Origin of the sequence: Rhizobium sp. B230/85 (assembly GCF_019355735.1) — a bacterium.
GTDB classification, from domain to species: Bacteria; Pseudomonadota; Alphaproteobacteria; order Rhizobiales; family Rhizobiaceae; genus Rhizobium; species Rhizobium rhododendri.
The window spans coordinates 1,428,785-1,451,876 of the sequence record NZ_CP072156.1 but is presented as its reverse complement, the minus strand read 5'-3'; the positions used below and the strand labels follow the sequence as shown (position 1 = coordinate 1,451,876).

22 protein-coding genes are annotated in these 23,092 nt (G+C 60.1%); 10 read left to right on the top strand and 12 right to left on the bottom strand.

Features of this window, described 5'->3' with window-relative positions:
• Positions 1-7 precede the first annotated feature (7 nt).
• Both J5289_RS06900 and J5289_RS06895 read left to right on the top strand, forming a co-directional pair.
• Positions 8-1,960, top strand: a complete 1,953-nt coding sequence (locus J5289_RS06900) for a glycoside hydrolase family 127 protein (RefSeq protein WP_209183131.1) — start codon at positions 8-10, stop codon at positions 1,958-1,960.
• Entirely contained in the window at positions 1,957-3,072 is a 1,116-nt protein-coding gene (locus tag J5289_RS06895) for an ABC transporter ATP-binding protein (protein WP_257625419.1), read from the top strand. The genes J5289_RS06900 and J5289_RS06895 overlap by 4 nt, the downstream gene beginning before the upstream one ends.
• Before the next feature lie 264 nt (positions 3,073-3,336).
• On the opposite strand, the gene J5289_RS06890 is transcribed toward J5289_RS06895, so the two are convergent.
• Positions 3,337-3,864, bottom strand: coding sequence for a DUF4142 domain-containing protein (locus tag J5289_RS06890; protein WP_209183130.1), 528 nt, complete (start codon positions 3,862-3,864; stop codon positions 3,337-3,339).
• 592 nt (positions 3,865-4,456) lie between these two features.
• On the opposite strand from J5289_RS06890, the gene J5289_RS06885 reads away from it, so the two are divergent.
• The gene (locus J5289_RS06885; RefSeq protein WP_257623370.1) at positions 4,457-5,443 is read left to right on the top strand and encodes an AI-2E family transporter; all 987 of its coding nucleotides are present in this window, start codon (positions 4,457-4,459) and stop codon (positions 5,441-5,443) included.
• A gap of 76 nt (positions 5,444-5,519) precedes the next feature.
• Here the strand turns inward: J5289_RS06885 and J5289_RS06880 are convergent, their stop codons facing one another.
• The gene (locus J5289_RS06880; protein ID WP_209206656.1) at positions 5,520-6,458 is read right to left on the bottom strand and encodes an aromatic alcohol reductase; all 939 of its coding nucleotides are present in this window, start codon (positions 6,456-6,458) and stop codon (positions 5,520-5,522) included.
• 102 nt (positions 6,459-6,560) lie between these two features.
• On the opposite strand from J5289_RS06880, the gene J5289_RS06875 reads away from it, so the two are divergent.
• On the top strand, positions 6,561-6,986 hold the full coding sequence (locus J5289_RS06875; RefSeq protein ID WP_209206658.1) for a helix-turn-helix domain-containing protein: 426 nt from the start codon (positions 6,561-6,563) through the stop codon (positions 6,984-6,986).
• Between the two features lie 143 nt (positions 6,987-7,129).
• Here J5289_RS06875 and J5289_RS06870 read toward each other — a convergent pair whose 3' ends face one another.
• The 3 genes from J5289_RS06870 to J5289_RS06860 all read right to left on the bottom strand — a co-directional run bounded on the left by J5289_RS06870 (position 7,130) and on the right by J5289_RS06860 (position 9,184).
• Positions 7,130-7,918: an SDR family NAD(P)-dependent oxidoreductase gene (locus J5289_RS06870; RefSeq protein ID WP_209206660.1), complete on the bottom strand. Its 789-nt coding sequence runs from the start codon at positions 7,916-7,918 to the stop codon at positions 7,130-7,132.
• Positions 7,919-8,091: 173 nt separating this feature from the next.
• A complete protein-coding gene (locus J5289_RS06865; protein WP_209183126.1) occupies positions 8,092-8,721 on the bottom strand; it encodes a hypothetical protein in 630 nt (209 codons plus the stop codon).
• 172 nt (positions 8,722-8,893) lie between these two features.
• Complete coding sequence (locus J5289_RS06860) at positions 8,894-9,184, bottom strand: hypothetical protein (RefSeq protein ID WP_209183125.1); 291 nt, start codon at positions 9,182-9,184, stop codon at positions 8,894-8,896.
• 243 nt (positions 9,185-9,427) lie between these two features.
• Between J5289_RS06860 and J5289_RS06855 the strand changes: the two genes are divergently transcribed.
• A complete protein-coding gene (locus tag J5289_RS06855; protein ID WP_209183124.1) occupies positions 9,428-10,777 on the top strand; it encodes a hypothetical protein in 1,350 nt (449 codons plus the stop codon).
• 124 nt (positions 10,778-10,901) lie between these two features.
• Here J5289_RS06855 and J5289_RS06850 read toward each other — a convergent pair whose 3' ends face one another.
• The 5 genes from J5289_RS06850 to J5289_RS06830 form a co-directional block, all read right to left on the bottom strand.
• A complete protein-coding gene (locus J5289_RS06850; protein WP_209183123.1) occupies positions 10,902-12,017 on the bottom strand; it encodes a metallophosphoesterase in 1,116 nt (371 codons plus the stop codon).
• Positions 12,018-12,186: 169 nt separating this feature from the next.
• Positions 12,187-13,176 carry an aldo/keto reductase gene (locus J5289_RS06845; RefSeq protein WP_209183122.1) on the bottom strand — a complete coding sequence of 330 codons (990 nt, stop codon included), beginning with the start codon at positions 13,174-13,176 and terminating at the stop codon, positions 12,187-12,189.
• Between the two features lie 144 nt (positions 13,177-13,320).
• Complete coding sequence (locus J5289_RS06840; protein WP_257623371.1) at positions 13,321-15,231, bottom strand: ABC transporter ATP-binding protein; 1,911 nt, start codon at positions 15,229-15,231, stop codon at positions 13,321-13,323.
• A gap of 14 nt (positions 15,232-15,245) precedes the next feature.
• Entirely contained in the window at positions 15,246-15,782 is a 537-nt protein-coding gene (locus tag J5289_RS06835; protein ID WP_209183121.1) for a PadR family transcriptional regulator, read from the bottom strand.
• A gap of 151 nt (positions 15,783-15,933) precedes the next feature.
• The gene (locus tag J5289_RS06830) at positions 15,934-16,146 is read right to left on the bottom strand and encodes a hypothetical protein (protein ID WP_209183120.1); all 213 of its coding nucleotides are present in this window, start codon (positions 16,144-16,146) and stop codon (positions 15,934-15,936) included.
• Positions 16,147-16,448: 302 nt separating this feature from the next.
• Between J5289_RS06830 and J5289_RS06825 the strand changes: the two genes are divergently transcribed.
• The 3 genes from J5289_RS06825 (at position 16,449) to J5289_RS06815 (ending at position 18,855) form a co-directional block, all read left to right on the top strand.
• Positions 16,449-16,946 (top strand): histidine kinase, encoded by a 498-nt coding sequence (locus tag J5289_RS06825; RefSeq protein WP_209183119.1) that lies wholly within the window; start codon positions 16,449-16,451, stop codon positions 16,944-16,946.
• Positions 16,947-17,193: 247 nt separating this feature from the next.
• Positions 17,194-17,646 carry a hypothetical protein gene (locus tag J5289_RS06820; protein WP_247749008.1) on the top strand — a complete coding sequence of 151 codons (453 nt, stop codon included), beginning with the start codon at positions 17,194-17,196 and terminating at the stop codon, positions 17,644-17,646.
• A 180-nt stretch (positions 17,647-17,826) separates the two neighbouring features.
• Entirely contained in the window at positions 17,827-18,855 is a 1,029-nt protein-coding gene (locus J5289_RS06815) for an LLM class flavin-dependent oxidoreductase (RefSeq protein WP_209183118.1), read from the top strand.
• A gap of 45 nt (positions 18,856-18,900) precedes the next feature.
• Here J5289_RS06815 and J5289_RS06810 read toward each other — a convergent pair whose 3' ends face one another.
• Complete coding sequence (locus tag J5289_RS06810; protein ID WP_209183117.1) at positions 18,901-19,506, bottom strand: hypothetical protein; 606 nt, start codon at positions 19,504-19,506, stop codon at positions 18,901-18,903.
• Between the two features lie 215 nt (positions 19,507-19,721).
• Between J5289_RS06810 and J5289_RS06805 the strand changes: the two genes are divergently transcribed.
• Entirely contained in the window at positions 19,722-20,423 is a 702-nt protein-coding gene (locus J5289_RS06805; protein ID WP_209183116.1) for a RibD family protein, read from the top strand.
• Positions 20,424-20,504: 81 nt separating this feature from the next.
• Here J5289_RS06805 and J5289_RS29165 read toward each other — a convergent pair whose 3' ends face one another.
• Positions 20,505-21,554, bottom strand: a complete 1,050-nt coding sequence (locus J5289_RS29165) for a D-alanyl-D-alanine carboxypeptidase family protein (RefSeq protein ID WP_247749007.1) — start codon at positions 21,552-21,554, stop codon at positions 20,505-20,507.
• Positions 21,555-21,797: 243 nt separating this feature from the next.
• Here J5289_RS29165 and J5289_RS06795 point away from each other — a divergent pair, with 243 nt between their 5' ends.
• Positions 21,798-22,970: a Fic family protein gene (locus J5289_RS06795; protein ID WP_209183115.1), complete on the top strand. Its 1,173-nt coding sequence runs from the start codon at positions 21,798-21,800 to the stop codon at positions 22,968-22,970.
• Positions 22,971-23,092: the final 122 nt, after the last annotated feature.

The following is a 23,092-nucleotide window of genomic DNA, read 5'->3' as shown; positions in this document are numbered from 1 at the left end:
CCACATCATGAGCATGCCTTCCTCCGCCGCCGACACGATCCGCCAGAATGCAAAATTTCGCCCACCCGCTGTCCATCAGGTGCGCGTCGGCGGCTTCTTCGGTCCCCGCATCGAAACCATCGCAACCGCCACCGCGCACACCCTGCTCGACCGCTGCATCGAAGCGGGCATGCTGGACCAGGTCGATCCGGACAGGCCAAACCCCGGGCTGCGCATTCCCTACCAGCAGGGCAATGATACTGTCAGCACCCAGATGTTCTGGGACTCCGACTTCGGCAAGAGCATCGAGGCGGCCGCCTATGGGCTGCTGCACAAGCCGGATGCCGCGCTCGAGGCCCGGATCGACGAGATCGTCGATGCCTATGGACGACTGCAGGACGAGAATGGCTACCTGAATTCCTGGTACCAGCGGATCGAACCCGGCAAGCGCTGGACCAACCTGCGCGATTGCCACGAGCTCTATGATGCCGGCCACCTGATGGAGGGGGCCGTTGCCTATTATCACGTCACCGGCAAGCGCAAATTGCTGGATATCATGGCGCGCTACGCCGATCATATAGCGACCGTCTTCGGGCCCGGAAAAGACCAGAAGCCGGGCTATTGCGGACATCCCGAAATCGAGCTTGCGCTTGTCAAGCTCGGGCGCGCCACCGGCGAGCAACGCTATCTCGAGCTTGCCCGCTTCTTCGTCAACGAGCGTGGCCAACGGCCTGATGGCGAGCACTATTACGACCGGGAAGCCCGCGCGCGGGGCCGGGATCCGGCCGATTATCACTTTGCGACCTACGAGTACTCGCAGAGCCATGTGCCGGTGCGCGAGCAGCGCCATGTGGTCGGCCATGCCGTGCGCGCCGCCTACCTCTACTCCGGGATGGCCGATGTATCGACCGAGTTTGGCGACGACAGTCTGAAACCTGCGCTCGAGGCGATCTGGGCGCACCTTACCGAGAAGAACCTCTACGTCACAGGTGGTTTCGGCCCCTCTGCCCACAACGAGGGACTGACCTTCGACTACGACCTTCCAAACGAAACGGCCTATGCCGAGACATGTGCTGCCGTGGCGCTGGTCTTCTGGGCCAGCCGCATGCTGGGGCTGGGTCCCGATCGCGCCTATGCTGACGTCATGGAGCGGGCGCTCTACAACGGTGCTCTGGTCGGTCTCTCCATCGACGGCACCCGCTTCTTCTATGACAATCCGCTGGAAAGCCGTGGCAAGCATCATCGCTGGACCTGGCATCGCTGCCCCTGCTGCCCGCCGAACATCGCCCGGCTGGTAGCGTCGGTCGGCACATACATGTACGGCGAGTCGGAAAACGAAATCGCCGTGCATCTTTACTGCGAGGGCATTGCGGATCTGGAGACGGCAGGAACGGCTGTTCGTATCCGCCAGGAAACCATATATCCCCTGGATGGCGCCATCCGGCTGACGCTGGAGCCGCAGCAGCCGGCCGAATTCACTCTTTCCCTGCGCCTGCCGGCCTGGTCACCGGGCGTGACGATCCGTGTCAACGCCGCGCCGGTCGACCGAGCTGCCGTCGAGCAGAAGGGGTATGCGAGGCTGTCCCGCCTCTGGAAGTCGGGAGATGTTGTGGAACTCGATCTAGAGATGCCGGTACAGCAACTATACGCGCACCCGAAGGCGGGGGTCGACCAGGGACGGGTGGCGCTCCAGCGGGGCCCGCTGGTCTATTGCCTTGAGGGCGTTGACAACGGCGATAACCTGAACTCCCTCGTCCTTCAGCCGAAAAGTCGCTTTCGCTGCGAGCCCGTGAACGCACTTGGTGGCATCCCGGCACTTGTAACGACCGGTCTGCGCGAAGTGGCCGCTGGCGAAAGCCTCTACACGGAAAGGCCGCCTCGCCGGAAGGAGGCGGAAATCCGGGCGGTTCCATATCATCTGTGGGACAATCGCGCGGCGGGAGAGATGCTGGTCTGGATCCGGACGGAGGGTGGTCGATGAATGCGGTGGACATGAGAGTGGCATCTCACCTTTCAGCCCAGACCAGCGGCGTCGATCTGAGGGGCGTCTCCAAGAGCTTCGGCGCGGTCGACGTCATCCATGACATCGACCTTTCCATTGCGGCCGGCGAATTCGTCGTGTTCGTGGGGCCGTCCGGATGTGGAAAGTCGACGCTTCTGCGGCTGATTGCCGGACTGGAGGAGACAAGCCGGGGCGAAATCCTCATCGGCGGACGCGACGTCACGGATGCCGATCCCTCGGATCGCGGCATTGCCATGGTATTCCAGTCCTATGCGCTCTATCCGCACATGACCGTCGCCCAGAACATGGGCTTTGGCTTGCGCATGGCGCATCGGCCGAAGAAGGAAGTCGCCGACATGGTGCAGGCGGCGGGCGAAATTCTGCATTTGTCTCCTTTGCTCGATCGCCGTCCTGGACAGCTCTCCGGCGGTCAGCGCCAACGCGTTGCTATCGGTCGAGCCATCGTGCGCGATCCCAAGGTCTTTCTGTTCGACGAACCGCTCTCCAACCTCGATGCCGAATTGCGGGTGGGCATGCGCATCGAGATCGCACGGCTGCACAAGCAACTCGGCAACACGATGATCTACGTCACACACGACCAGACCGAAGCCATGACGCTGGCAGACAAGATCGTCGTTCTCAGAGCTGGCCGTATCGAACAAATCGGTTCCCCGTTCGACCTCTACAACGATCCCGACAACCTGTTCGTTGCCGGCTTTATCGGCAGCCCCAAGATGAACATCCTGCCGGCGAGCTGCGAGGCCGGCTCGCTCCTGATCGGCGGCCAGCGCCTGCCGTTCGCGACACCTGCTAGCCTCCCCGCAAACGGTGAACTGCAGTTCGGCATAAGACCAGAGCATCTGCGGTTAAGCCGCGGCGCCGAGCCGGGCCTCAGTCTCACCGTCGACTTTACGGAATTCCTGGGTGGTGCGACTTATCTTTACGGGCAGGTTCAGCCGGGCGTGTCCCTGGTCGTCCAAGGCGGTCGGGGGCCGGCGCCCAAGGTCGGGCAGTCGATTACAGTGACGTTCGATCCATCGGATGCGCGCTTGTTCGATGCCAACGGCAGACGGGTCCGTAGCGACGGCTGAGTGAGCTGCGGTTATGGAGATCAGATGCACCGGAGTGCCTGCGGCAATTCAGAGAGCTTTCATGCCCATAAGCGGAAATTGTTGGGCATGCCGCTCGGCTCGTTTGCCTTGATGACATTTCAACCAGGAGAGGCCCGCTCAGACCTCTGATAGTCTGCTGTCTAGGCTCGCCGCTCTTGTCGGTAGGGGCATTGGGGCACCGTCCGCAAACTTTACATCGCAACGGTGAACGGGCGACGGAGTGTCCGCCGCCCTGTCCGTAGCTTACTTGTTCAGGTCCTGCGCCATCATCAGATGATGCTCCAATGCGGGGCGTGTCGTCGTCGCCCACGTCTTCAGGTCGGCATTGTCGCCGCCGTCGCCGTAGCGCTTGAAGAGGTCGACGGCGTCCTTGTGGGCCGCGACCTGGTCGGAATGGTACTGCTTGTTGAAGTCGTCGCCCTGTAGACCGTTGAGCTTGTCGATCATGCCCTGCTGCGATGACGTCATGGCGGTCGGGATTGCAGCCTTTACCTTGCCGGAATCGACCATCGCCTTCATCTCGGCCGAGGTCTTGGTGTGGTCGGCGATCATCTGCTGGGCGAAGGCCTTGGTGGCGGGATCGGCCTTTTCGACAGCCAACTTGCTCGCCGCGATCTCGAACATGTCGCTGGTGGCGGCCTCGGTAACAAAGTCTTCCGTCTTCGGAGCATTGCCCATCAGCGAATTGACGCCTGTGCTTTCGGCAGCCGATTGAGCGAAGGCCGAGGTAGAAACCATGAGAAGCGCTGCGGTGAGAATTATCTTGTTCATTTGTAGTCCTCCATTTGCCCTGGCTAACGTGCTTTTGGCGCAGGCGTTCCCGATTGGCCGGACGGCAAGTGCCTTACGACCCCTTTTGAGCGATACCGGACAGACGCGGAACCGATAGGACATCTTGAGGTTTGCCGTGCTCACATGCGCGCCACGAAAAATGTGATGCGCTTTCTGCCACCGAGGAACCACGCCGTTCCCAACCAGGCTATGGCGTTTCTCGTGATCGCATCGCCGTCCGAGCTTGGTATCCGGGGATCGCAGAAAGCGACCCACACCGCATCGGGCGTTCAATCTGTCGCCGCGACGGACTGCTGAATGCCTCCCAGGGTCGAGGGCTCTTCAGACAGGACCGCCGCTCCAAGAAACCGGGTTCGATTGCCTTTTGTGACGGCAGCGCCACTTCACTATCGTCGGCTGCGTTGTAGTCCGCCGACATCGGGGAAATGATTTGTCAGACGTGAACATGTTGCCAGAGGACCGCGGGGATGGCTCGAAAGTCTCCGCCGTTCGCGCCGCGCCCAGATGGGCAATTATTGGTCTCTTCCTTTACGGCTCGGTGTTTACATTGAGCAGTGCAAAGGAATTCCTGGTGCCCATCGTACTGGCGTTTCTGCTCGCCATGGTCTTTGGGCCGATCAGACGATTCTTTGACCGGCGTGGCGTGTCTTCGACACTGACGTCGCTGGTGATCGTCGCCGTTCTGTTTTTCGGGTTTCTCGCCCTGATAGGCGCTCTGGCCATTCCCGTCAGCGGATGGATGGAGCGCGCGCCGCAGATCCAGAAGGATGTGCAAAGCAAGCTCAGTGGTCTCTCCAGCACCTTTTCAGGGATCATGGATGCCGCAACCCGCCTCGGAGAATTGACCCGCAGCCATTCGGCCGACGTCCAGCAGGTGGAGGTTCGCGACAGCAGCATGATCGCAAGCGCTGCTCTCTTTGCTCCCGCAGCGATGGCGCAGTTCATCTTTACGCTGATACTGCTTCTGTTCCTTCTGGCGTCAGGCGACATGTTCTACGAGAAGCTCGTGCATGTCATGCCGACGTTCAAGGACAAGAAGCGGGCGATGCGCATCGCACACGATATCGAGCGCAAGTTGTCTCGCTATCTGTTGACCATCACGATCATCAATGGCGGGCTCGGCGTTGCCGTTGCGCTGCTGCTCTGGGCTGTCGGCATGCCGAGCCCCATCATTTTCGGGGTGCTTGCGTTTCTTCTCAATTACGTCCCCTATCTCGGCGCGTTCGCCGGGATCCTTGTCGCAATGAGTGTCGCGCTGGTGTCATTCGACGTGCCCGGCTGGTCGCTCGCTGTCGGCGTCCTCTATCTCGGCTTGACGAGCATCGAAGGCCAGTTGATCACGCCCTACTTCATCGGAAGAAGTCTCCGGCTGAACACCGTGGTCGTCTTCATCGCCGTTTCCTTCTGGGCATGGCTGTGGTCGGCCGTGGGAATGCTTGTCGCTGTACCGTTGCTGGTGGCCGTGAATACCTTCTGCGAGCACATCGATGGCCTCAAAGGGCTGGGCGACTTTCTCTCCGAACGCCATTCCGAGAAGGAAGAAGCTCCGGCTGGATGATCGGCGTATGCGAGAGCTTCAGCTTCAGGGGTCGCACGCAACTCGCGCCCGGCCCTGCACTTGAACCGCATCGCTGTCAGGAGCGAAGATTTTCGCTGATCCACTCCTTGGCTGTCATCACATCGATGCCATTTTGCTCATTGAAGCTGTTGCGCTTCGGCCATGCCACGCCCTTGCCTTCGGCAAAGACCGCCCGGTATTTCCGGATGTGATTGTCGGGGTCCTGCGCAAGTTCAGATAGGAGATCCGGAACTGTCCATTCTGCCTTTGCAAACGGGCGCCCAAGCACCTTCTGGAGCGTGTCGGCAACCTCACCATAGGTCAGGGTGTCGCCGGCAAGATAGACGATTTCATTGCGGATCGTCGGCTGTGCAAAGACCACCTCTGCGGTCAAGGCACCGATATCGTCTGGAGTTGTCAGCGTAACCTCGGTATCCAGGCTGCCAAGTGCATTGACCACGTTCTTTTTAAGATCGACGACCCCGAAGACCGGTTCGAACAGGAAGCTGGTGAACATCCCGGTGGAAATCACCACCCAGTCGGTCTTGTCCTGGCCACGCAGGAGGTCACGCACATCGATCTGGGCGTCGAACAGGTCCTGAGGGCTGCCGCGACCGATCACGTCGAAATCGACGCCAAACTGCCATGGGAAATATCGCTTGAGATTGGCATCCAGCGCAGCTTTCGCAAGCTTCATTGGCGTGTTTCGACCCGCAGAGAAACCTGCGCAGCCGATCACCGTATCGAAACGAGCGAAGATTGCCGCCAATTCGCTGACTGAAGCAGCAAGAATGTCGCCGGTGACAATCTCGATCCCCAGTGCGCGGATTTCGGAGACGTCACGCTGTTTTACCGTGTCCGTCGATTCCACAGTTGCGGCCCGCAAGAGAACGCTGATCGTTGTGTCCGGACGATGCATGGCCTTGCGCGCCAGATTGCGTAGAACAGGCATGCCGAGTTCTCCGGCACCGATTAACAGGATCGACTGTGAGTTTGCAGTTCGAGAAGTGTTCATCTTGGAAATCCTTTGTCGTCACATCGTTCGTGTGAACGGGTAACTGGCATATTCCAGACAGGGTCGTAAGAAGGTACACGCGTGATACCGGAGGGCAGGACGATGACCAGAGACGAAATCCTCAGCTACTCCCAAGCCGTCTGCGACGGCCTTCGCGAGGATGAGGACGGGGTGAGGCGCGAGGTCCTCACCCATGCAGGCAACCGGTGGTCGCTGGGCGTCATCCACACCCTGGGTGTCTATGGCAGACTGCGCCATGCGGATATCGGGCGAAGAATGCATGGTGTGACCCAAAGGATGCTGACACGCAACCTCCGCCAACTCGAGAGAGATGGGCTGGTCGCGCGCTATGATCTCGTGGAGATGCCGCCCCGCGTGGAATACGAGCTTACCGAGCTGGGGATGGGGCTGCTGATCCGCATGATTCCCCTTTGGACATGGGTCGTCGAGAATTCGGACCAGTTTCGAAAGTCGCGTGACGAGTACGATTCCCGGCCGCAGGAGAAACCGTCGTGGCAGTCTTTCTGATGGGTTTGCAGGTTGCGTCGGGCAGGTTCGTTAGCATCCATGGTGGTCGGCGGCTTGCGCACAGCCCATACTTTCGGTGACCGCGAGAACCGACGCTGCTCGGCCGCACCTGGACTGATGGTGCGACCGAGACAGGCCAAAATTCACATAGACTTCAGCATTCCGCCATCGACGAAATAGGTCGAGCCGACGGAATAGCTCGCGCGGTCCGAGCACAGGAAAACGAAGATGTCGGCGGCTTCCTGCGGAGTGGCGAACCTTTTGATGGGCGCATGTTCGTTCGCCACCGAATCGAGGTAACCCTGCCAGTCGCCACCTTTATCGGCAGTCAGCTGCTTGGCGGTCTTGATCCAGTCCGGCGTCAGGACGAGGCCGGGGTTCACGCAGTTCACCCTTATGTTCTGCGGGATCAGCTCGGTGGAAAGAGTTTTCGAGAACATCATCAAGGCGGCCTTGGTGACATTGTAGATGGGCTCGTACCAAAGCGGTTGCACGGCGCATATGGACGCGTTGTGCAAAATAACGCCGCCGCCCTTTTCCCGCATTTGGGGCGCAAGACCCCTGGCAAGCCGGACCGCAGCCATGACATGCAGGTCGAAGTAGAATTGCCACTTTTCGTCATCGGCCTCCATGACCGTCTCGTTTGAGCCGGTGCCAGCATTGTTGATGAGGATATCCGCTCCCCCGGCTTCAGCAGCGGCGCGGATGACGCTGTTCGTTCCCTCGGCAGTCGCAACGTCGGCAGCGATGCCTGTCGCAGACACCCCGTATTTGGAAGCGATGCGGGCGGCCTCTGCCTCAACTCTTTCCTGGCCTCGTGCAGCCAGAATGACGTTGGCGCCCTCCGCGGCAAGTCCTTCCGCAATCGCCAGGCCAATTCCGACACTGCCTCCGGTGATGACAGCATTCTGCCCTTTGAGACCCAGTTCCATTCTTTCTCTCTCCCATTTTGACGTGTTTAGAATTGCCGCCGATGGCCGTCATGGCAAGTCGGAGGAATTGGTCGCTGGCAGAGTGCATAAAATTTGCCGGCAGCGGCAGGATAGCGCCGACGGATAGAAGCGTCTCGAAGTATCGAGCGATCTCGAAATTTCCGTGAAGCCACCTAGCGCAGAAGGCCATCGCGCCCAAACTCTTCCCAGCCGCTCAGTGGCGAACGGGCATCGTCACCGCCGTTTGCAGAATTAGTCGGCGTTTTTTCAGTCTTCAGCGAACGGGTGAGCTTTCTCTTCCAGGAAGCCTGCCGCCTTTTCTCGGCGGCAGCGATAACATCGTCTTCGCGCCACTCGTCCACCACGCTGCGGTTGAGCAGATCCTCGACAAACCTTGGATCGAAGACGTGGAACGTGATCTGTTTCGCCCGCCCGCGCAGTCTGACCGTGCGAATTCCGGCACTCTGCAGTCGCCCGTCCTTCAGCCACCGGTGCCTTTCCGTGGTCGTGATCGTCAGGATATCCTGAATCTCGCGCGGGATGACCGGAAGGCTTTCGATATCTGCGAGCGCCTCGGTGACAACAGCCGACACTGAGCGAAAAACGGTCTTCGAGGTTTCCGGCATTACCAGTCTCAGTATCGAGCCGTCGATATCCAGAGATTTCCGGATCGCCAAAGGCAGCCGCGCCCGGACTTCAAGAAGAATTCCCTTGGCGCGCACGGATGAGCCAAGTGTCGTCGCTGGGGACAGCGCCCACTCCTTGAGCAGTTCCGGGGCATCGGTCTTTTCGGTCCTTGGCATCCCGACGAAATGGGCGTCGCCATAATCGAAGTCAACACCGGTTGCCGTCTGCGTTGCTGGTATGTCGGAAAAGCGCCGGCCTCATCCGGGATAGCGCGACTTGCAAAGGCTCGGTGCCGATAGAGTCGAGATCTCCGTCGTGGAAAGCTTGTCACGCGCGAGCGCTGACGGCCTAATTCAGTGCGTAGGTCACGACGCGGTGCGGATGCTCGACCCTGAACCTCGACAGCATTTCCGACGCCTGCTGAGCTGCAAAGCCAGCATTCTCGACATCTTCACGAGCCCAGTCGTCGGCATTGACGCGAATCGCATCGGCCATTCCCTGCGAGACCGCAGCGAAATGCTTGTTGCCTTCCACCAGTGCTTCTTTGGCAACACCCTCGAGGGCAATGGCCAACCCGACAAGCAAATCCTCGCGCTCGTGAACGCTCAAAGTTTCGATCGCGGTGGTGGGCGTGCTCATCTTGAATTCCTTCAAACGTGCTGTGGATCGGTCAAATAGGCCTCCGATAGATCGTTATCTGGTGATGACACGACGTTGGGTCAACATTTCAGCTCCTGCATTCGTGCGCAATTTCGGGCGGCAGTTCACGCTGTGAAATGTTTGGTCACTTTAAATGAGTTTTGTTTTTCGCTTTATCAGGGCATCTGGGGGTGAAATCATCGAGACGCGTCGCGCTATGACGCATGATCAAGAGTGAAACTCATGGATAAGCCAATAGCTGTCAGTCGCCTGGCCAAGAATACGGTCTTCGGCAAAGGCGACGTTTTCGTGCTTTTCGGCGAATTGTTCGGTCGCGGTTATGCAACGGGCCTGCTTGACGAGGCACGTGCTGCTGGAATGGAGATTGTCGGTGTCACGGTTGGACGCCGCGATGAAAGCGGTCGCCTGCGCCCGCTCGATGCCGAAGAACTCTCAGCTGCCGAAGCTCGCCTGGGCGGCCGGATCATCAATATCCCGCTGATGGCAGGCTTCGATATGGATGCTCCCGCCGGCGGTCCGACACCCACCGATCTGCTTGGCGAGATGACGCTCGAGACCTGGCAGGACGAGAAACTCGACTGGGACTACGTGGCGCGCTGTCGCGCGACGGGGACAGCCCGGTTTACCAGTGCGCTTGCCCAGGTGATGGATGTGCTTGACGGCATGATCGCCGATGGCAAGAACGTATTTTTCGCCCATACGATGGCCGGAGGCATTCCGAAGGCCAAGGTCTTCCTCGTGCTGGCCAACCGCATCTACAAAGGGCGCGGAGCGCGCCACATGTCGTCGCAGACCCTGCTCGACAGCGATATGGGCAAGCTCATCCTGCAGAATTTCGACGAGGTGTCGGCCGACACTTTCGGACATCTCATCGAGTTCAGCTCCGCCATACGCGACAGGATCGAGAAATCGGGCGGCACGGTCAGGTACACCGCCTACGGCTATCATGGCTCCGCAGTGCTGATCGATGGCGAGTATCGCTGGCAGACTTACACCAACTACACCCAGGGCTACGCCAAGATGCGGCTTGAAAGCATCGCGACGCGCGCCTGGGAAGCCGGGATCAAAGCGACAGTCTACAACTGCCCCGAAATCCGGACGAATTCCTCGGATGTCTTCACGGGCATCGAACTGCCGCTCATTCCGCTGCTGCTGGCGCTCAAGCAGGAGGGCGGCGGTCAATGGGTCGACGACCAGTGGCAAGCCTGCGGACAGCTTCTCGCGGACGGGTTTACGATGGAAGATGTCTTCCGCAAGATCGCCGAAATGCAGGCGAACGACGTCATGCGCCCCTTCTACGACTTTTCGGCGTGGCCTATGGCAAACAGCCAGAAGCAGACCGATCTTGTCATCGGGGCGTCCAGCGAAATCACCCAGATGCACCGCGATGGGAAGGCGCTGATCAGCGACCGCCTGAGCACTCTAGTTGTGGAAGCCACCGGGAAACTGATATTCGGAGAGACCTCGCAGCCATCCGGCCCTGTTCTCTGGCTCAACCACGACATTGTCGCGCGCCAGCTTTTGGCTTCGCATTCTGACAGCCTGCAGGATCATCAAGACCTCGCAGCTTGAGGCATGCTCAAATCGCAATGGACCGGCGATGTTTTGACGCCGGCGATTGAAACGGTTGTCCCACCGCGGATAGCAGCAACGTAACCGTCAATGACAGCTCTCGTAATGCCGAAATTCCGGTCTGCTACGCGGACCGGAGAGTGAGGCGGGTGAGTTCCGCCGGCTTTCCCAAACGCAGGGCAAAACCCGGCCAAAGCCCCGTGCCGTTGTTCACATAGAGATGCATGCCTCCCACCTTGTAAAGGCCGGAAACGAACCCGTTATTGCCCCTCGCCACAAGGCTGGAAAGCCCGACGACCATTCCTCCATGGGTGTGGCCGGAAAGCTGAAGCGAGACCCCTGCCCTGGCAGCACTTGCCGCTTCCATCGGCTGATGATCGAGCAGGATAACCGGTGCCCCTTCGGGAGCACCAAGAATGGCCGCCGGCAAATCCGGCCCAACATTGCCCGAATGTTCGGCGGAGCGGTCGGTTACGCCTGCGATGACGATCTTCGCTCCGTCGCGCTCGATGACGACATGCTGGTTCAAAAGTGGCTGAAGTCCCAGCACCCGGTATTCGCGCATCCATTCCTTATAGTCGAAGAAGTACTCGTGGTTGCCGGGAATGGCCCAGACACCGTCCCGCGCCCGCAGTTTCGCGACCGGCTGGACATCGAGACGTCGGTGCTCGACATCGCCGTCGATAAGGTCCCCCGTCATCACAATCAGGTCCACATCGAGAGCGTTCGCCTTCGACACCACCGCTTCTGCCCAGCGCCCGGGAAACAGTCTGCTGATATGGAGATCGGTCAACTGCAGGAGGCGATATCCATCAAAGGCGGCGGGAAGACCGGATACCGGAATTTCGATATCCCTGAGTGCTGGAACGCAGATGGCTTGGCTCAAACCAAACATGGCAAGGCAAAGCGCAACAATCCCCATTCCGTATCTGAACTCAGGCCAAATGACTGGAAACGCACCCTTTATCGGCCAGAGGACAATCGAGACCAGGTCGAGGCCGATCTGGAATACCGCAAGCAGGACTGTGGCGCCAAAAAGCACGTTGAAAGCAATGATGATCGGCCTTGGAAACTCGGGCGAGAAAACCGATCCCGACGAAAGACGGCAGAACAGCAGGAATTGTGATGCAATCAGCAGAACGGCGGCAAGAAGCAATTTTATCGACCATGGCCATGGCAACGGTTCGATGAAGCGCACCACGACCAGAAGCCATGGCAGTCCGAGAATGATGTTGAACATGGATCAGAGGTTTTCCAGTGAAATAGATCGGGACGCGCAAGCCGCCTTTAGTTAGGAAACCAACCGATGGAAATCTATTTTTAAATGCGGTTCGGAAACGGTTCGACGCCCGGGCGGTAGAAATCATTGCTGATGTTCCCGCTACGAGCGCCTGTCCGGCTTTTTCCACTCAGAACCGCTGCGGCGCGGCGGGTTTGTTTCCGAAGATGGCCTCAATGCGCTCCAGGACATCGGTGGTGAGCTTGTCCTTATGGCTGAGCGCCGCAAGATTGTCCTCGAGCTGGCTCAGGCGGGATGCGCCCAGGATCACGGTCGAAACATTGCGGTTCGACAGGCACCACAGTAGCGACAGATGGGTGATGGAGATTCCGATTTCACCGGCAAGGTCGGCCAACTCGGAGACTTTCGAGAGCTGGGCGCGACCGTCTTCGCTCGACCATTTTTCCTTCAGCCACTCATAGCCCGGTAGGTTCATGCGCCCGTCGTCGGGAATGCCCTTGTTGTATTTCCCGGTCAAAACGCCGGAAGCCAGCGGCGACCAGATCGTCGTACCCAGTCCCATCAGATCGTAGAGGGGCAGATAGTCGGCTTCGACCTTCTGACGCTCGAACAGGTTATACTGCGGCTGCTCCATCGTCGGCGGCGTGATGCGCAGGTCGCGGGCCACGGCGTAGGCTTCCGTCAACTGTTGGGCCGACCATTCGGATGTCCCCCAATACAGGATTTTCCCCTGGGTGACGAGATCGTGCATGGCGCGAACCGTTTCCTCGATCGGGGTATCGATGTCCGGGCGGTGGCAGAAATACAGATCCAAATACTCCACCTGCAGTCGCTTCAGTGCGGCATGGGCAGCATCGGTGACATGCTTTCGCGAAAGACCCCGCTGCGTTGGCTTCTGGCCGCCCCAGAACACCTTGCTGGAAACGATGAAGCTGTCGCGGCTCCAGCCGAGTGTTTTGAGGGCCTCGCCCATGACGAGTTCGGACTTGCCGCTCTCGTAACCTTCGGCGTTGTCGAAGAAATTGACCCCGCTGTCGTAGGCGTGCGCCATCAGGCTGACGGCATCGCTGCCATCGACCTGCTTGCCGAACGTGACCCACGATCCAAACGAGAACTCGCTGACCTTCAACCCTGATTTTCCGAGACGGCGGTATTCCATGGCGTAGCTCCTCCTACGGTGCGCATGAGGGCAACATAGCGTAAGGCTTTTCGAAAGACAGTCCGGGGCGGCGACTATAGCGCTGACGGCAAGCGGGACCAGCAGGGTATGGATGAAAACCGGAGCAATCCTGCACTCACCGGTTCAACGGTATCCAGCCGCCTGAAGCTCGAAGAGTTGCGCATACCGCCCGCCTTGCTGGAGCAACTCGGTGTGGGTTCCACTCTCCAGAATACTGCCGTTTTCGAGGACGAGGATGCGATCCGCCATCCGGACAGTCGAGAAGCGATGCGAAATGAGGACCGCCGTCGTCTTTTCGGCCAGGCTCTTGAACCGGGAAAAGACCTCCGCCTCCGATTTGGCATCCAAGGCCGCCGTCGGCTCGTCGAGGATCACCAGCTCGGCATTCCGCATATAGGCTCGCGCGATAGCGAGCTTCTGCCATTCGCCACCGGAGAGATCGCGCCCCTTGTTGAACAGACGGCCGAGCGGCTGTTCGTATTTGAGCGGCAACTTGCTGATGACAGCGTCGGCAAGGCTCAGTTCGGCGGCGCCCTCGATCCTCTCCATGTCGGTCCGCGCCTCGATGCGTCCGACACCGATGTTGTCTGCCGCCGTGAAGCTGTAGCGCGTGAAATCCTGGAAGATGACCCCGACATGGGCATGGATCTCCGCGATGTCCATTTCCCGAAGATCTACGCCATCGACGGTGATCCGACCTTCGTCGGGATCGTAGAGGCGCGTCAGCAGTTTGACGATCGTCGTCTTGCCAGCTCCGTTCTCGCCGACCAGCGCCAAGGTCTCGCCGGCACGTAATATGAAGCTGAGGCCCCGCACGGCCCATATGTCGGTATCCGGATATCGAAACCCGACGTCGTCGAACACGATGCCATCGCGTATCGGCTGCGGAAATGGCTTTGGATCAACGGGCGAACTTATCGTCGGCTTGATTTCAAAAAACGAGAAGAGATCGTCGAGATACAGCGATTGCCCGGCAATCTGCGTGAACCCGAGGAGTATCTTCTGGAAGAGCCCGTTGAGGCGCAGGAACGCTCCGGCAAGAAATGCGAGGTCACCGATCGAAAATACACCGACGATGGTCTGCCAGACGATGTAGGCGTAGGCACCGTAGTAGGTCAGGGTGCTGATCGCGGCGAGCAGCGATCCCCAGATCGCCCGGTGAATCGACAGCGTTCGTGTTTCTGCAAATATCGTCTCGGACAGCGATTTGAAGCGGTCGACGAGGTACGTCCCGAGGCCGAAGAGCTTCATCTCCTTCGCGGTGCCGGCGCTGGCACCGATGAAACGAATGTATTCGAGCTGCCGACGCTCCGGTGTCCGGCCGCGCGTGAGGTCGTAAGACCTGATGTTGAAGCGCGTTTCTCCCCAGACGGCCGGAACGAAGGATAGCGCCAGCAGCAGAATGAGCCACGGTGCATAGGCCAGCAGCCCGGCGGCCAGCGTGGCGACGGTAATCATGTCCTGGGCCTGCCCGAACATCTGCGGCAACAGCGCATTGCGACCGGCCGCCTGGCGTCGGGCGCGCTCGAGCCTATCCTGATATTCCGGGCTTTCGAAGTGACGCAGGTCCAGCTTTGCAGCATGCTGCATCAGCTCGACGCTCACCGTATTGGAATGACGCTCGCCGAGGATAGAATCGACCAGCGTCGTTGCCCGCGTCAGCAGGTCGAGAGCGAAAACAAGTGCGAATTCCAGCGCCAGCAACGGAAGAATGACGTTCAGTCGCCCGCTGGCCCACCACTCAGAGAGACTTGATGAGGCGGAATGGGTTGCGGCCAGGCGCACCACTTCGTCGATGATGAGCTTGCCGACATAGAGGGCGAGGACCGGCTGGAGGGCGCGCACGAGCCTCAGGCACATGCTGGCAAGCGTCAGCCATCGACTCGTTCTCCAGATTTGGGCGACAAGCCGCGCAAGAAGCCGCAGATTGCCCAGCTTGTCGCGGAGGCTGCTGCCGGATGGCTGCGGTCCGCCAGCGGGGCCGGCGGGTTCAGACGCTTTCGAACCGGCAGCTTCGCCAGGACGAGACGTCACCTTTGACGGCGCCCTCAAGAGCGTTCGATCGTTTTCGCCGCGGCATCCAGCGCGCTGGCGATAATTTCAGCCGAATGGTCTTCCAGCGGACCGCGAAGCCGAAGTCGCAGAGCCAGCTTGACGTTTTCCATGGCTCGAATGATCGCCGCAGGGACAGGCACGACGCCATCGCCACGCACAGTCCCGACGCGCGCGACGAGCTCGTCTGCGGACGCCCTGTTGGCGATGAGAAATGCCTCGCCTTCGGAGGTGATGCGGTATCGCTTCCGGCCAGGCTGGTCGATGTCGATGGTAGCGTAGCCCATGTCCTCAAGCCATGCGAGGGTCGGATATATTACGCCCGGGCTCGGCGAATAGCTGCCGCCCATGCGCTCCTCGATAGCTTTCATGAGGTCATAGCCATGCGAGGGATTGTCGGCAATCATCGTGAGAAGGAGAAGGCGCAGCTCCCCATAGTCGAAAGGACGTTTGCCCTCCCTGCCCCTGAGATGTTGGTGATGCTTGCCGTGGTGTCCGTGCTGGCGACCGCCGTCGTGAGATTTGTTGTCCATGTTCCCGATATAGATCTCGATATATCGGGATTCAAGATTAGACCTCCGTCGGCCGGGACGTGATTTCTCCGGTGATTGTCGGCTTGGCCCGTGCGGTGCCCTGCGCTGTCGCTTATCAAGAATTTCGCGAAGCGGGACACACCTTGTTGCCTTACATGGCACGGCCTTCGAACGAGGCCAGTTGCAGCATGACGAGGGTGTTGGTGCTCTGCGTCTGGAGCGCCTCGCCATCTTCTTCCTGCCTGATGGAGCCGTAGCTGGCGTTTCCGCCTTCGGCGTATTGGGTCTGAGCGGCCTGCCTGCCGGACACAAAATTCCGGTCGGATTTGTGCGGGCCGCCTGTCTCAGTGTGGGGGTTGGACATGATGTGCTCCGAGAATTGCTTTTGGCTAGTAACGGGCTTGGCTTCTGATCGTTCCGTCATTCGCGGCAATCAGCAGCGATTTGCTCCGCCGGTGCCGTGGGGCGTGCTCTGCGATTGCGGCCATTCGGGCTTCAGGCCACTTCCGCTTTCTGGTTTGGAAAAACAACCCAAATTTGGTCGCTACTGCCACTCAACATTGTGTCGATTTTTCGCCGAATTTACCGCAAGCTGATCACGAGCAAAGCCGTGGTCGCCTCTTTGCCTCGCTAATAATACGCCGAACGCGCCCCAAGGATTTTCCCATGAACAAATTACTTCTCGTCGCCTCCGCCATGGCTCTCGGCTTCCCGCTTCTTGCACAGGCGGAAACGCTGAAATTTCCGAGCGATGCACCGATTGCGTCCGTCACCATTCCCCATAGCTGGGCGCCGAAAGAAACCGAGACCGGCATCGATGCGACCTCGGACGATTCTGCAGTCTACTTCTCGATCGACGTCGCTGACGAGAAATCCTCCGACAAGGTCGTCAGCGATGCGATCGATTTCCTGACGAAAAGCGGCGTCAAGATCGATCCTGCAACCCAGAAGGACGAGGGAGACAACACCATCAACGGCATGAAAATGTCGACGCTCGGCTGGCAGGGCACCGACAATGATGGTGCCGTCGATGTGGAACTCGCCTTCCTGTCGCCTGTTCCCGGCAAGCTGCTTGTCGTCACCTACTGGGGATCTAAGGATTCCGGCAGCAAGCACGACAAGGAACTGACGTCGATCCTTTCGTCGCTGGTCGCCGTCAAATAGCACCAAACCGATAGAACTTGCCCCCGGGACAGCGCAATGGCGTTGCCTCGGGGCTGGCGACCGGGATACCCCTCACCCGCAGCGGCGCGCACGCCGGTTGCGAGCGGCCAGACGTGCATCTGGCGCAACACTCCCATCAAATTCGTGACAAGGCCGCTAATGATAATTTGCTTTTATCGACTTTGGCGGTAAAGCCGTGGGTGGGACAGACGGGAACGGCGCGGGACAGCGGCTTTTCCGGCAGTCAATGCGCGAGAACGAGCTCAAGGACGATACGATGAACATCCGCATGTTTTCTGCGGCGGGGCTGATGATGGCCCTCGCCGGATGCACGACCGTTTCGAACGTTGCCACCATTCCGATGATGAAGGCCAATCCCGTTCAGGACTATTGGTCTGGCAGATCTGCCGGCAAGTTCTTTGCCGCCTACGGCCCTCCGATCTCCGACCATGACGACGGCGGCGGCCGGGTCTACAACTGGCGCGGCGGCTACAAGAAGGTCCGCGTCGAGACCAAGACTGCCGATGGAACGCCGGGCAAGCCAGCCCGCACCGTCAATCTCAGCTGCAAGGCTGACATAACCACCTCGTCGGACTACGTTATCCGCTCGATCCGCATCGTTGGCGACATGCCCGGCGTGAACGGCCCATCCTATTGCGCCGAACTGCTCATCCCGACACCTCCTCCCGCCGCCAGCTAGGACGCTGCCGACAGGATGGACATGGCGCAGGCGGCTCCGGGCCGCCTGTTTGCATTTTCGGGCTTTGCGGGGCGGCACCCAGCGTGCCGGCTTGAACAACCCTGGCGCGATGCCCACCTCCGTGCCTGAACGCCATCCGGCAAGCCTATCGTCCCACCCCAGAACCATCAGAGTACGCCCATGACATCGATCGAACTTGGCCTTGATACTTTCGGCGACGTCACTTCGTCTGCCGACGGCGTGCCGCTCACCCATGCGCAGGTGCTGCGCAATGTCGTCGAAGAGGCGGTGCTGGCCGACACCCTGGGCATTGACTTCATCGGCATCGGCGAGCATCACCGCGCGGACTTTGCCGTGTCCGCGCCCGAAATCCTGCTGGCTGCTGCGGCCATGCGCACGACCCGTATCCGGCTCGGCTCGGCTGTCACCGTGCTTTCCTCCGACGACCCGATCCGGGTGTTCCAGCGCTTCTCGTCTATCAACGCACTCTCGAACGGGCGCGCGGAGGTCATTCTCGGGCGCGGTTCGTTTACCGAGTCGTTCCCGCTCTTCGGCTTCGCGCTGCGCGATTACGAAACGCTTTTCGAGGAAAAGCTAGAGATTTTCGCGGCCCTGGTCTCGCAGAAGTCGGTCAGCTGGAAGGGCACCATCCGCCCGCCACTGACCAACCAGCAGGTCTTTCCGCCGATCGAGACGGGGTCGTTGCGGACATGGATCGGTGTCGGGGGAAGCCCTGAGTCTGTCGTGCGCGCGGCACGCCACAACCTTCCCCTGATGCTGGCGATCATTGGCGGCGACCCGAAACGTTTCGTGCCTTATGTCGACCTCTCGAAGCGGGCCTATGACCAGCTGAAGCTGCCGATGCAAGCGATCGGCGTGCACTCGCCGGGCTATGTCGCCGACACGGACGAGCAGGCGCGGGCCGAATTCTGGCCGGACTACAAGCGCATGCGCGACCAGATCGGTGCGGAACGAGGCTGGCCGCCGATGGAGGCATCGGAGTTCCGCCAGGAAATCGACCACGGCTCGCTCTATGTCGGCTCGCCGGAGACTGTGGCGCGCAAGATCGCTGCAACGATCAAGGCGCTCGATGTCGGCCGCTTCGACCTCAAATATAGCGCGGGCCCGCTTCCCCACGAAAAGCTGATGCGCTGCATCGAACTCTACGGGACCAAGGTTGCACCGATGGTCCGCGATCTGCTCGCCTGACGGTGATGCCGCAGGGCAGAGATTTGCCCTGCATTGCCGCTGAGTTTACATGGCTGCAGCGACCAGGCTCGTCAAAGCCTTGCGTCCGGTGCGATAGACGAGGCTAGGCGCATCCATCGCCCTGCCGAGGAGACCCGGCTCCCTATCCTGCAAACTGACCTGTTCCACCAGTGCGTCGCCGTCGTCCGGGAACGCGGCGGGCACCTTCGGCGCGGCGACGTGGCCGACGATCAGCGGATCCTTCGTTTCGCAGCCCGGCAGGCAACTCTCGAAGCTGACGGTACCGGCGCTTGCGACGACCGCCTCCCTCACCGCCCGCTTGGCGGGCACGGGCGCATGCCGGGGAGCCGGATCAGCCGCTGCTACGACGCGCAAGGTGGGGATCGGAATATTGGCGACCACGGGCGCTGCTGCCGGACTGGCGTCGATCGCCGCCTGCGCCACGGAGGCACCGGGGTTTTCCGCGATTCCGGGAAGCACCATCGCAACTCTCGGCGCATTGTTCATCGATGCGGCGGCCAGCTCTTCCGAACCGTTGCGGTGGGTCACATAGATGACGGCCGCCAGGGCGCCGCACATGACAAGCGAAAATCCTGCCCGCGCGACGATGTCGCTGCCGGCTCTGTACCAGGTCTGCTGCTGCGAAGTCATGATTCTCTCCGTGGCTGTTTCAGTTGCCCTATAGAGACCCTGAATTGCGGCAGGGGTTTTGTCGGAAAGAGTCCTTTCGCGGGCAGTTTATGTAACTATGTTCGCCACATATTTTTGATTGCGTCCGGAAGCAGGCAAGGCTGGCGGATCTTTTCGATCCCGGGCCGCTGCCTATATGGGTCCATCACAGACTTTCGATACAAAGGATTGGCCAGATGAGACCTCGCGTTATTTGCCTCATGCTCACATCGCCGGATGGCAGCTTGCATCCGAGCCGTTGGACGACAAGCCCGGATGGGAGCCGCTCCGACTGGTCGGCGTTGTATGAGAAGGTGCACAAGGCACACGATGCCAATGCCTGGATGGTCGGGCGCGTGACGATGGCCGAGATTTCCAAGGCCGGCGCCCATCCACCGGCGGCACCATTCGATGTCAGGCGGCCGCATCACTTTGCCAACACAGCCGCCACGAGTTTCGCGATTGCGCTCGACCGCTCGGGCAAACTGCATTTTTCAAGCGACGCGCTCTATGGCGACCATGTCGTCGTGCTGCTGGGACGCGACGTGCCCGACAGCCATCTGGCCGAACTGACTGCCGACGGCGTCTCCTATGTCGTGTCGGAAACGCCGGAAATGGACATCGGCGCGATGCTCGACCTCATCGGCCGCGAACTCGGCATCACCCGTATTCTGCTGGAAGGCGGTGCCGCCGTGAACGGCTCGCTGATCGCCGCCGGACTGGTGGACGAACTCAGTTTCGTCGTTGCGCCGGCTCTCGAGGCACGCGATGGCAGCGACCGCATCATCGCCTACGGCGAGGAAGGCCTGACGGGGAAAGCCGAGCTCTCGCTGATCTCCTGCGAACCCCTCGGCCACGGCGCATTGCATCTGCGCTATGCGGTGAAACAGCCGCAGTGAGGACGGCTGGTCTCCAGCCGGTGACCTCGCATTGCTGACATCACCGCAAAGCGGCCTCTCAGAACCGGCCCATCCTCCGGATCACGAGGGACGGCGCGGAGGGGCTGGCACGTCGGGTACGATTTCTGTGGGCCACGTTCTGATCTCGTGGACCTGGCCGGGGATCTGGTCCCGCAGATAGGTCTCCTGGCCCGGCAAGCCCATCGGATAAAGCGCATCGCGACTGGCCTCATAGGCTGCTGCTTTGGCCGTGCAGAGGCGGATACGCATGTCCTCCGGTGCGATATCGGTGCGATTTTGGACATCGTCGACGGGTCCTGACGGAGACAGCCGGCCCTCGAAGGCCTGCGTCAGATAAAGCGCCGCCCGTTCGTTGCGCTCCCGCTCCGTCGTGGCGCCGAGAAGAACCACCATCACGCGCCGCCCGTTCCGCGTGGCCAGCCCGACATAGTTTCGACCGGAAGCACAGAGGAAGCCGGTCTTCATGCCGATCGTGCCATTGAAGCTGGTCAGCAACGCATTGTTGGACTTGATCTCCTTGCCGTCGATCGTCACAGCCGTCGCTGCGAAGAAGCGCCGATACTCGGGAAACATCTGGTCGATCTCCATTCCGAGGATCGCAAGATCGCGTGCGGTCGTATAGTTTTTCCGGTCGAACAGGCCGTTGGGACTGGAAAAGTGGGTGCCGGTCATTTTGAGGCGCACGGCCTCCGCGTTCATGCGCTGGACGAACGACGCCTCATCGGGCGCCACCGCTTCGGAAAGGGCGACGGCGACATCGTTGGCCGATGCCGTGAGCGCCGCAAACAGCGCGTCCTCGAGCGTCATCGTTCGCCCAAGGGTCAGGCCGGATTCGAGAAAAGCCTGCTTCGTGGCATTGCGCGTCATGACCACAGGTGTCGTAAGGCTGACCTGACCGGCACGCAGGGCTTCGAAAACAACCAGCGCCGTCATCAGCTTGGTGGTAGAGGCCGGATACCATGGCGCGCCTGCGTCCTCCTGGTACAGGACCTGGCGTGTTGCCGTATCGACGACCAGCACCGGCGTGGCACTGGCCGGCGCACTTGCGAAAAGGCAAGCAACCAACACCCAGGCCGTCCACCGCCTTGCCGCCAACAGCGCTCCGATCATAAACCCGCCTCCTGCACAAAGATCTCCTCATGCCATGACGAGCGATGCGGACACAAGAGTTTGGTGACGACCGAGGGCATGGCGATGGGGGCCAGATGAAGTCTGGACTGGCCTCGCCGCATCCCCCGGAACGGCGAAAGCAGGAAATTCCGATGCGGCAATAACATCGGCAAAACGATTGCAGACATTGCCTTCTATAGCTATGATAAACATCATCTATTTATCGGCAGAGAAAGCGGCAAAATGGTTTCGCTTGCAAGCATGGAACCGTTGCTTCCTGACAGCAACCGGGAACTGGAGGACCTGGCAATCGAGCTGACCTCGGCAGCCAGTCGTTTTGCCGCGCGACTGCATCCGGTTTTGCGCGCATCGGTTGGCGATTTGGTTCGCTCGATGAACTGCTACTATTCGAACCTCATCGAGGGACATAACACGCTACCAATCGATATTGATCGTGCGATGGCCGGCGAGTATGCGGCGGAGACTGAAAAAAGAAACCTGCAGCTCGAAGCACGCGCGCACATAGAGGTCCAGCAGCTCATCGACCACGGTGACATGCCGTTCCCGGTCCTGTCCGTGGCGGGAATCTGCTGGCTTCACGGCGAATTCTGCCGGCGCCTGCCGGAAGAATTGCTGATCGTCGCAAATCCTGACACCGGCGAGGAAATCAGAATGGTCCCCGGTGAGCTTCGGACGCGGCATGTCAGGGTTGGCGACCATATTGCGCCGGAACCCGCGATGATCGCGTCATTGCTTCATCGTTTTGTCGAAACCTATTCCATGAATATGCTTTCCAAGCTTCAGAAGATCATCGGCGTCGGAGCATCCCATCATCGCCTCGCATGGATTCATCCCTTCTTCGACGGCAACGGTCGCGTCACCCGCTTGTTTTCACATGCGCTGCTGCGGGACCTCGGGATAGGCTCGGAACTCTGGTCCGTGTCGCGCGGCCTTGCACGAAACGTTGATGACTACAAACGCCTGCTGGCGCGGGCGGATCAGCCACGCCGCGGCGACCTCGATGGTCGAGGTAACCTTACACAGGCAGGCCTGACCGATTTCACCACGTTCTTCCTCTCGTGCTGCGTCGATCAGGTGACCTTCATGGAGGGATTGCTTCAGCCCGAAGAGTTACTGAACCGGATCGAAGTCTGGTGTGCCGAGGAAGTGCAGATTCAGCGCCTGCCCAAGGGTAGTTGGCCGCTGCTGCGCGAAGCGGTGCTGGCAGGAGAATTTTCCCGATCCCAGGCGCAGGCGCTCACCGGCTACCAGGAGAGACAAGCGCGTACGGTTCTGACCGGCCTGCTTGAACGGGGCGTGCTGGTATCCGATAGCCCCAAGGGCAAAGTCCGCCTCGGCTTCCCACTCGATGTCATCGAGCGATGGCTTCCAAGTCTCTACCCTGCCGTTCGTTAGTGTTACGCTAGAATGGGTCTCAAGTTGCTGAGGCTCGCCCGGTATCTCTGAGCATGGCTTCCTGATTTCATTATCGTATTCAGGGTCGTCGCCAACGTGTTTTGAGCATATCGCCACATAGC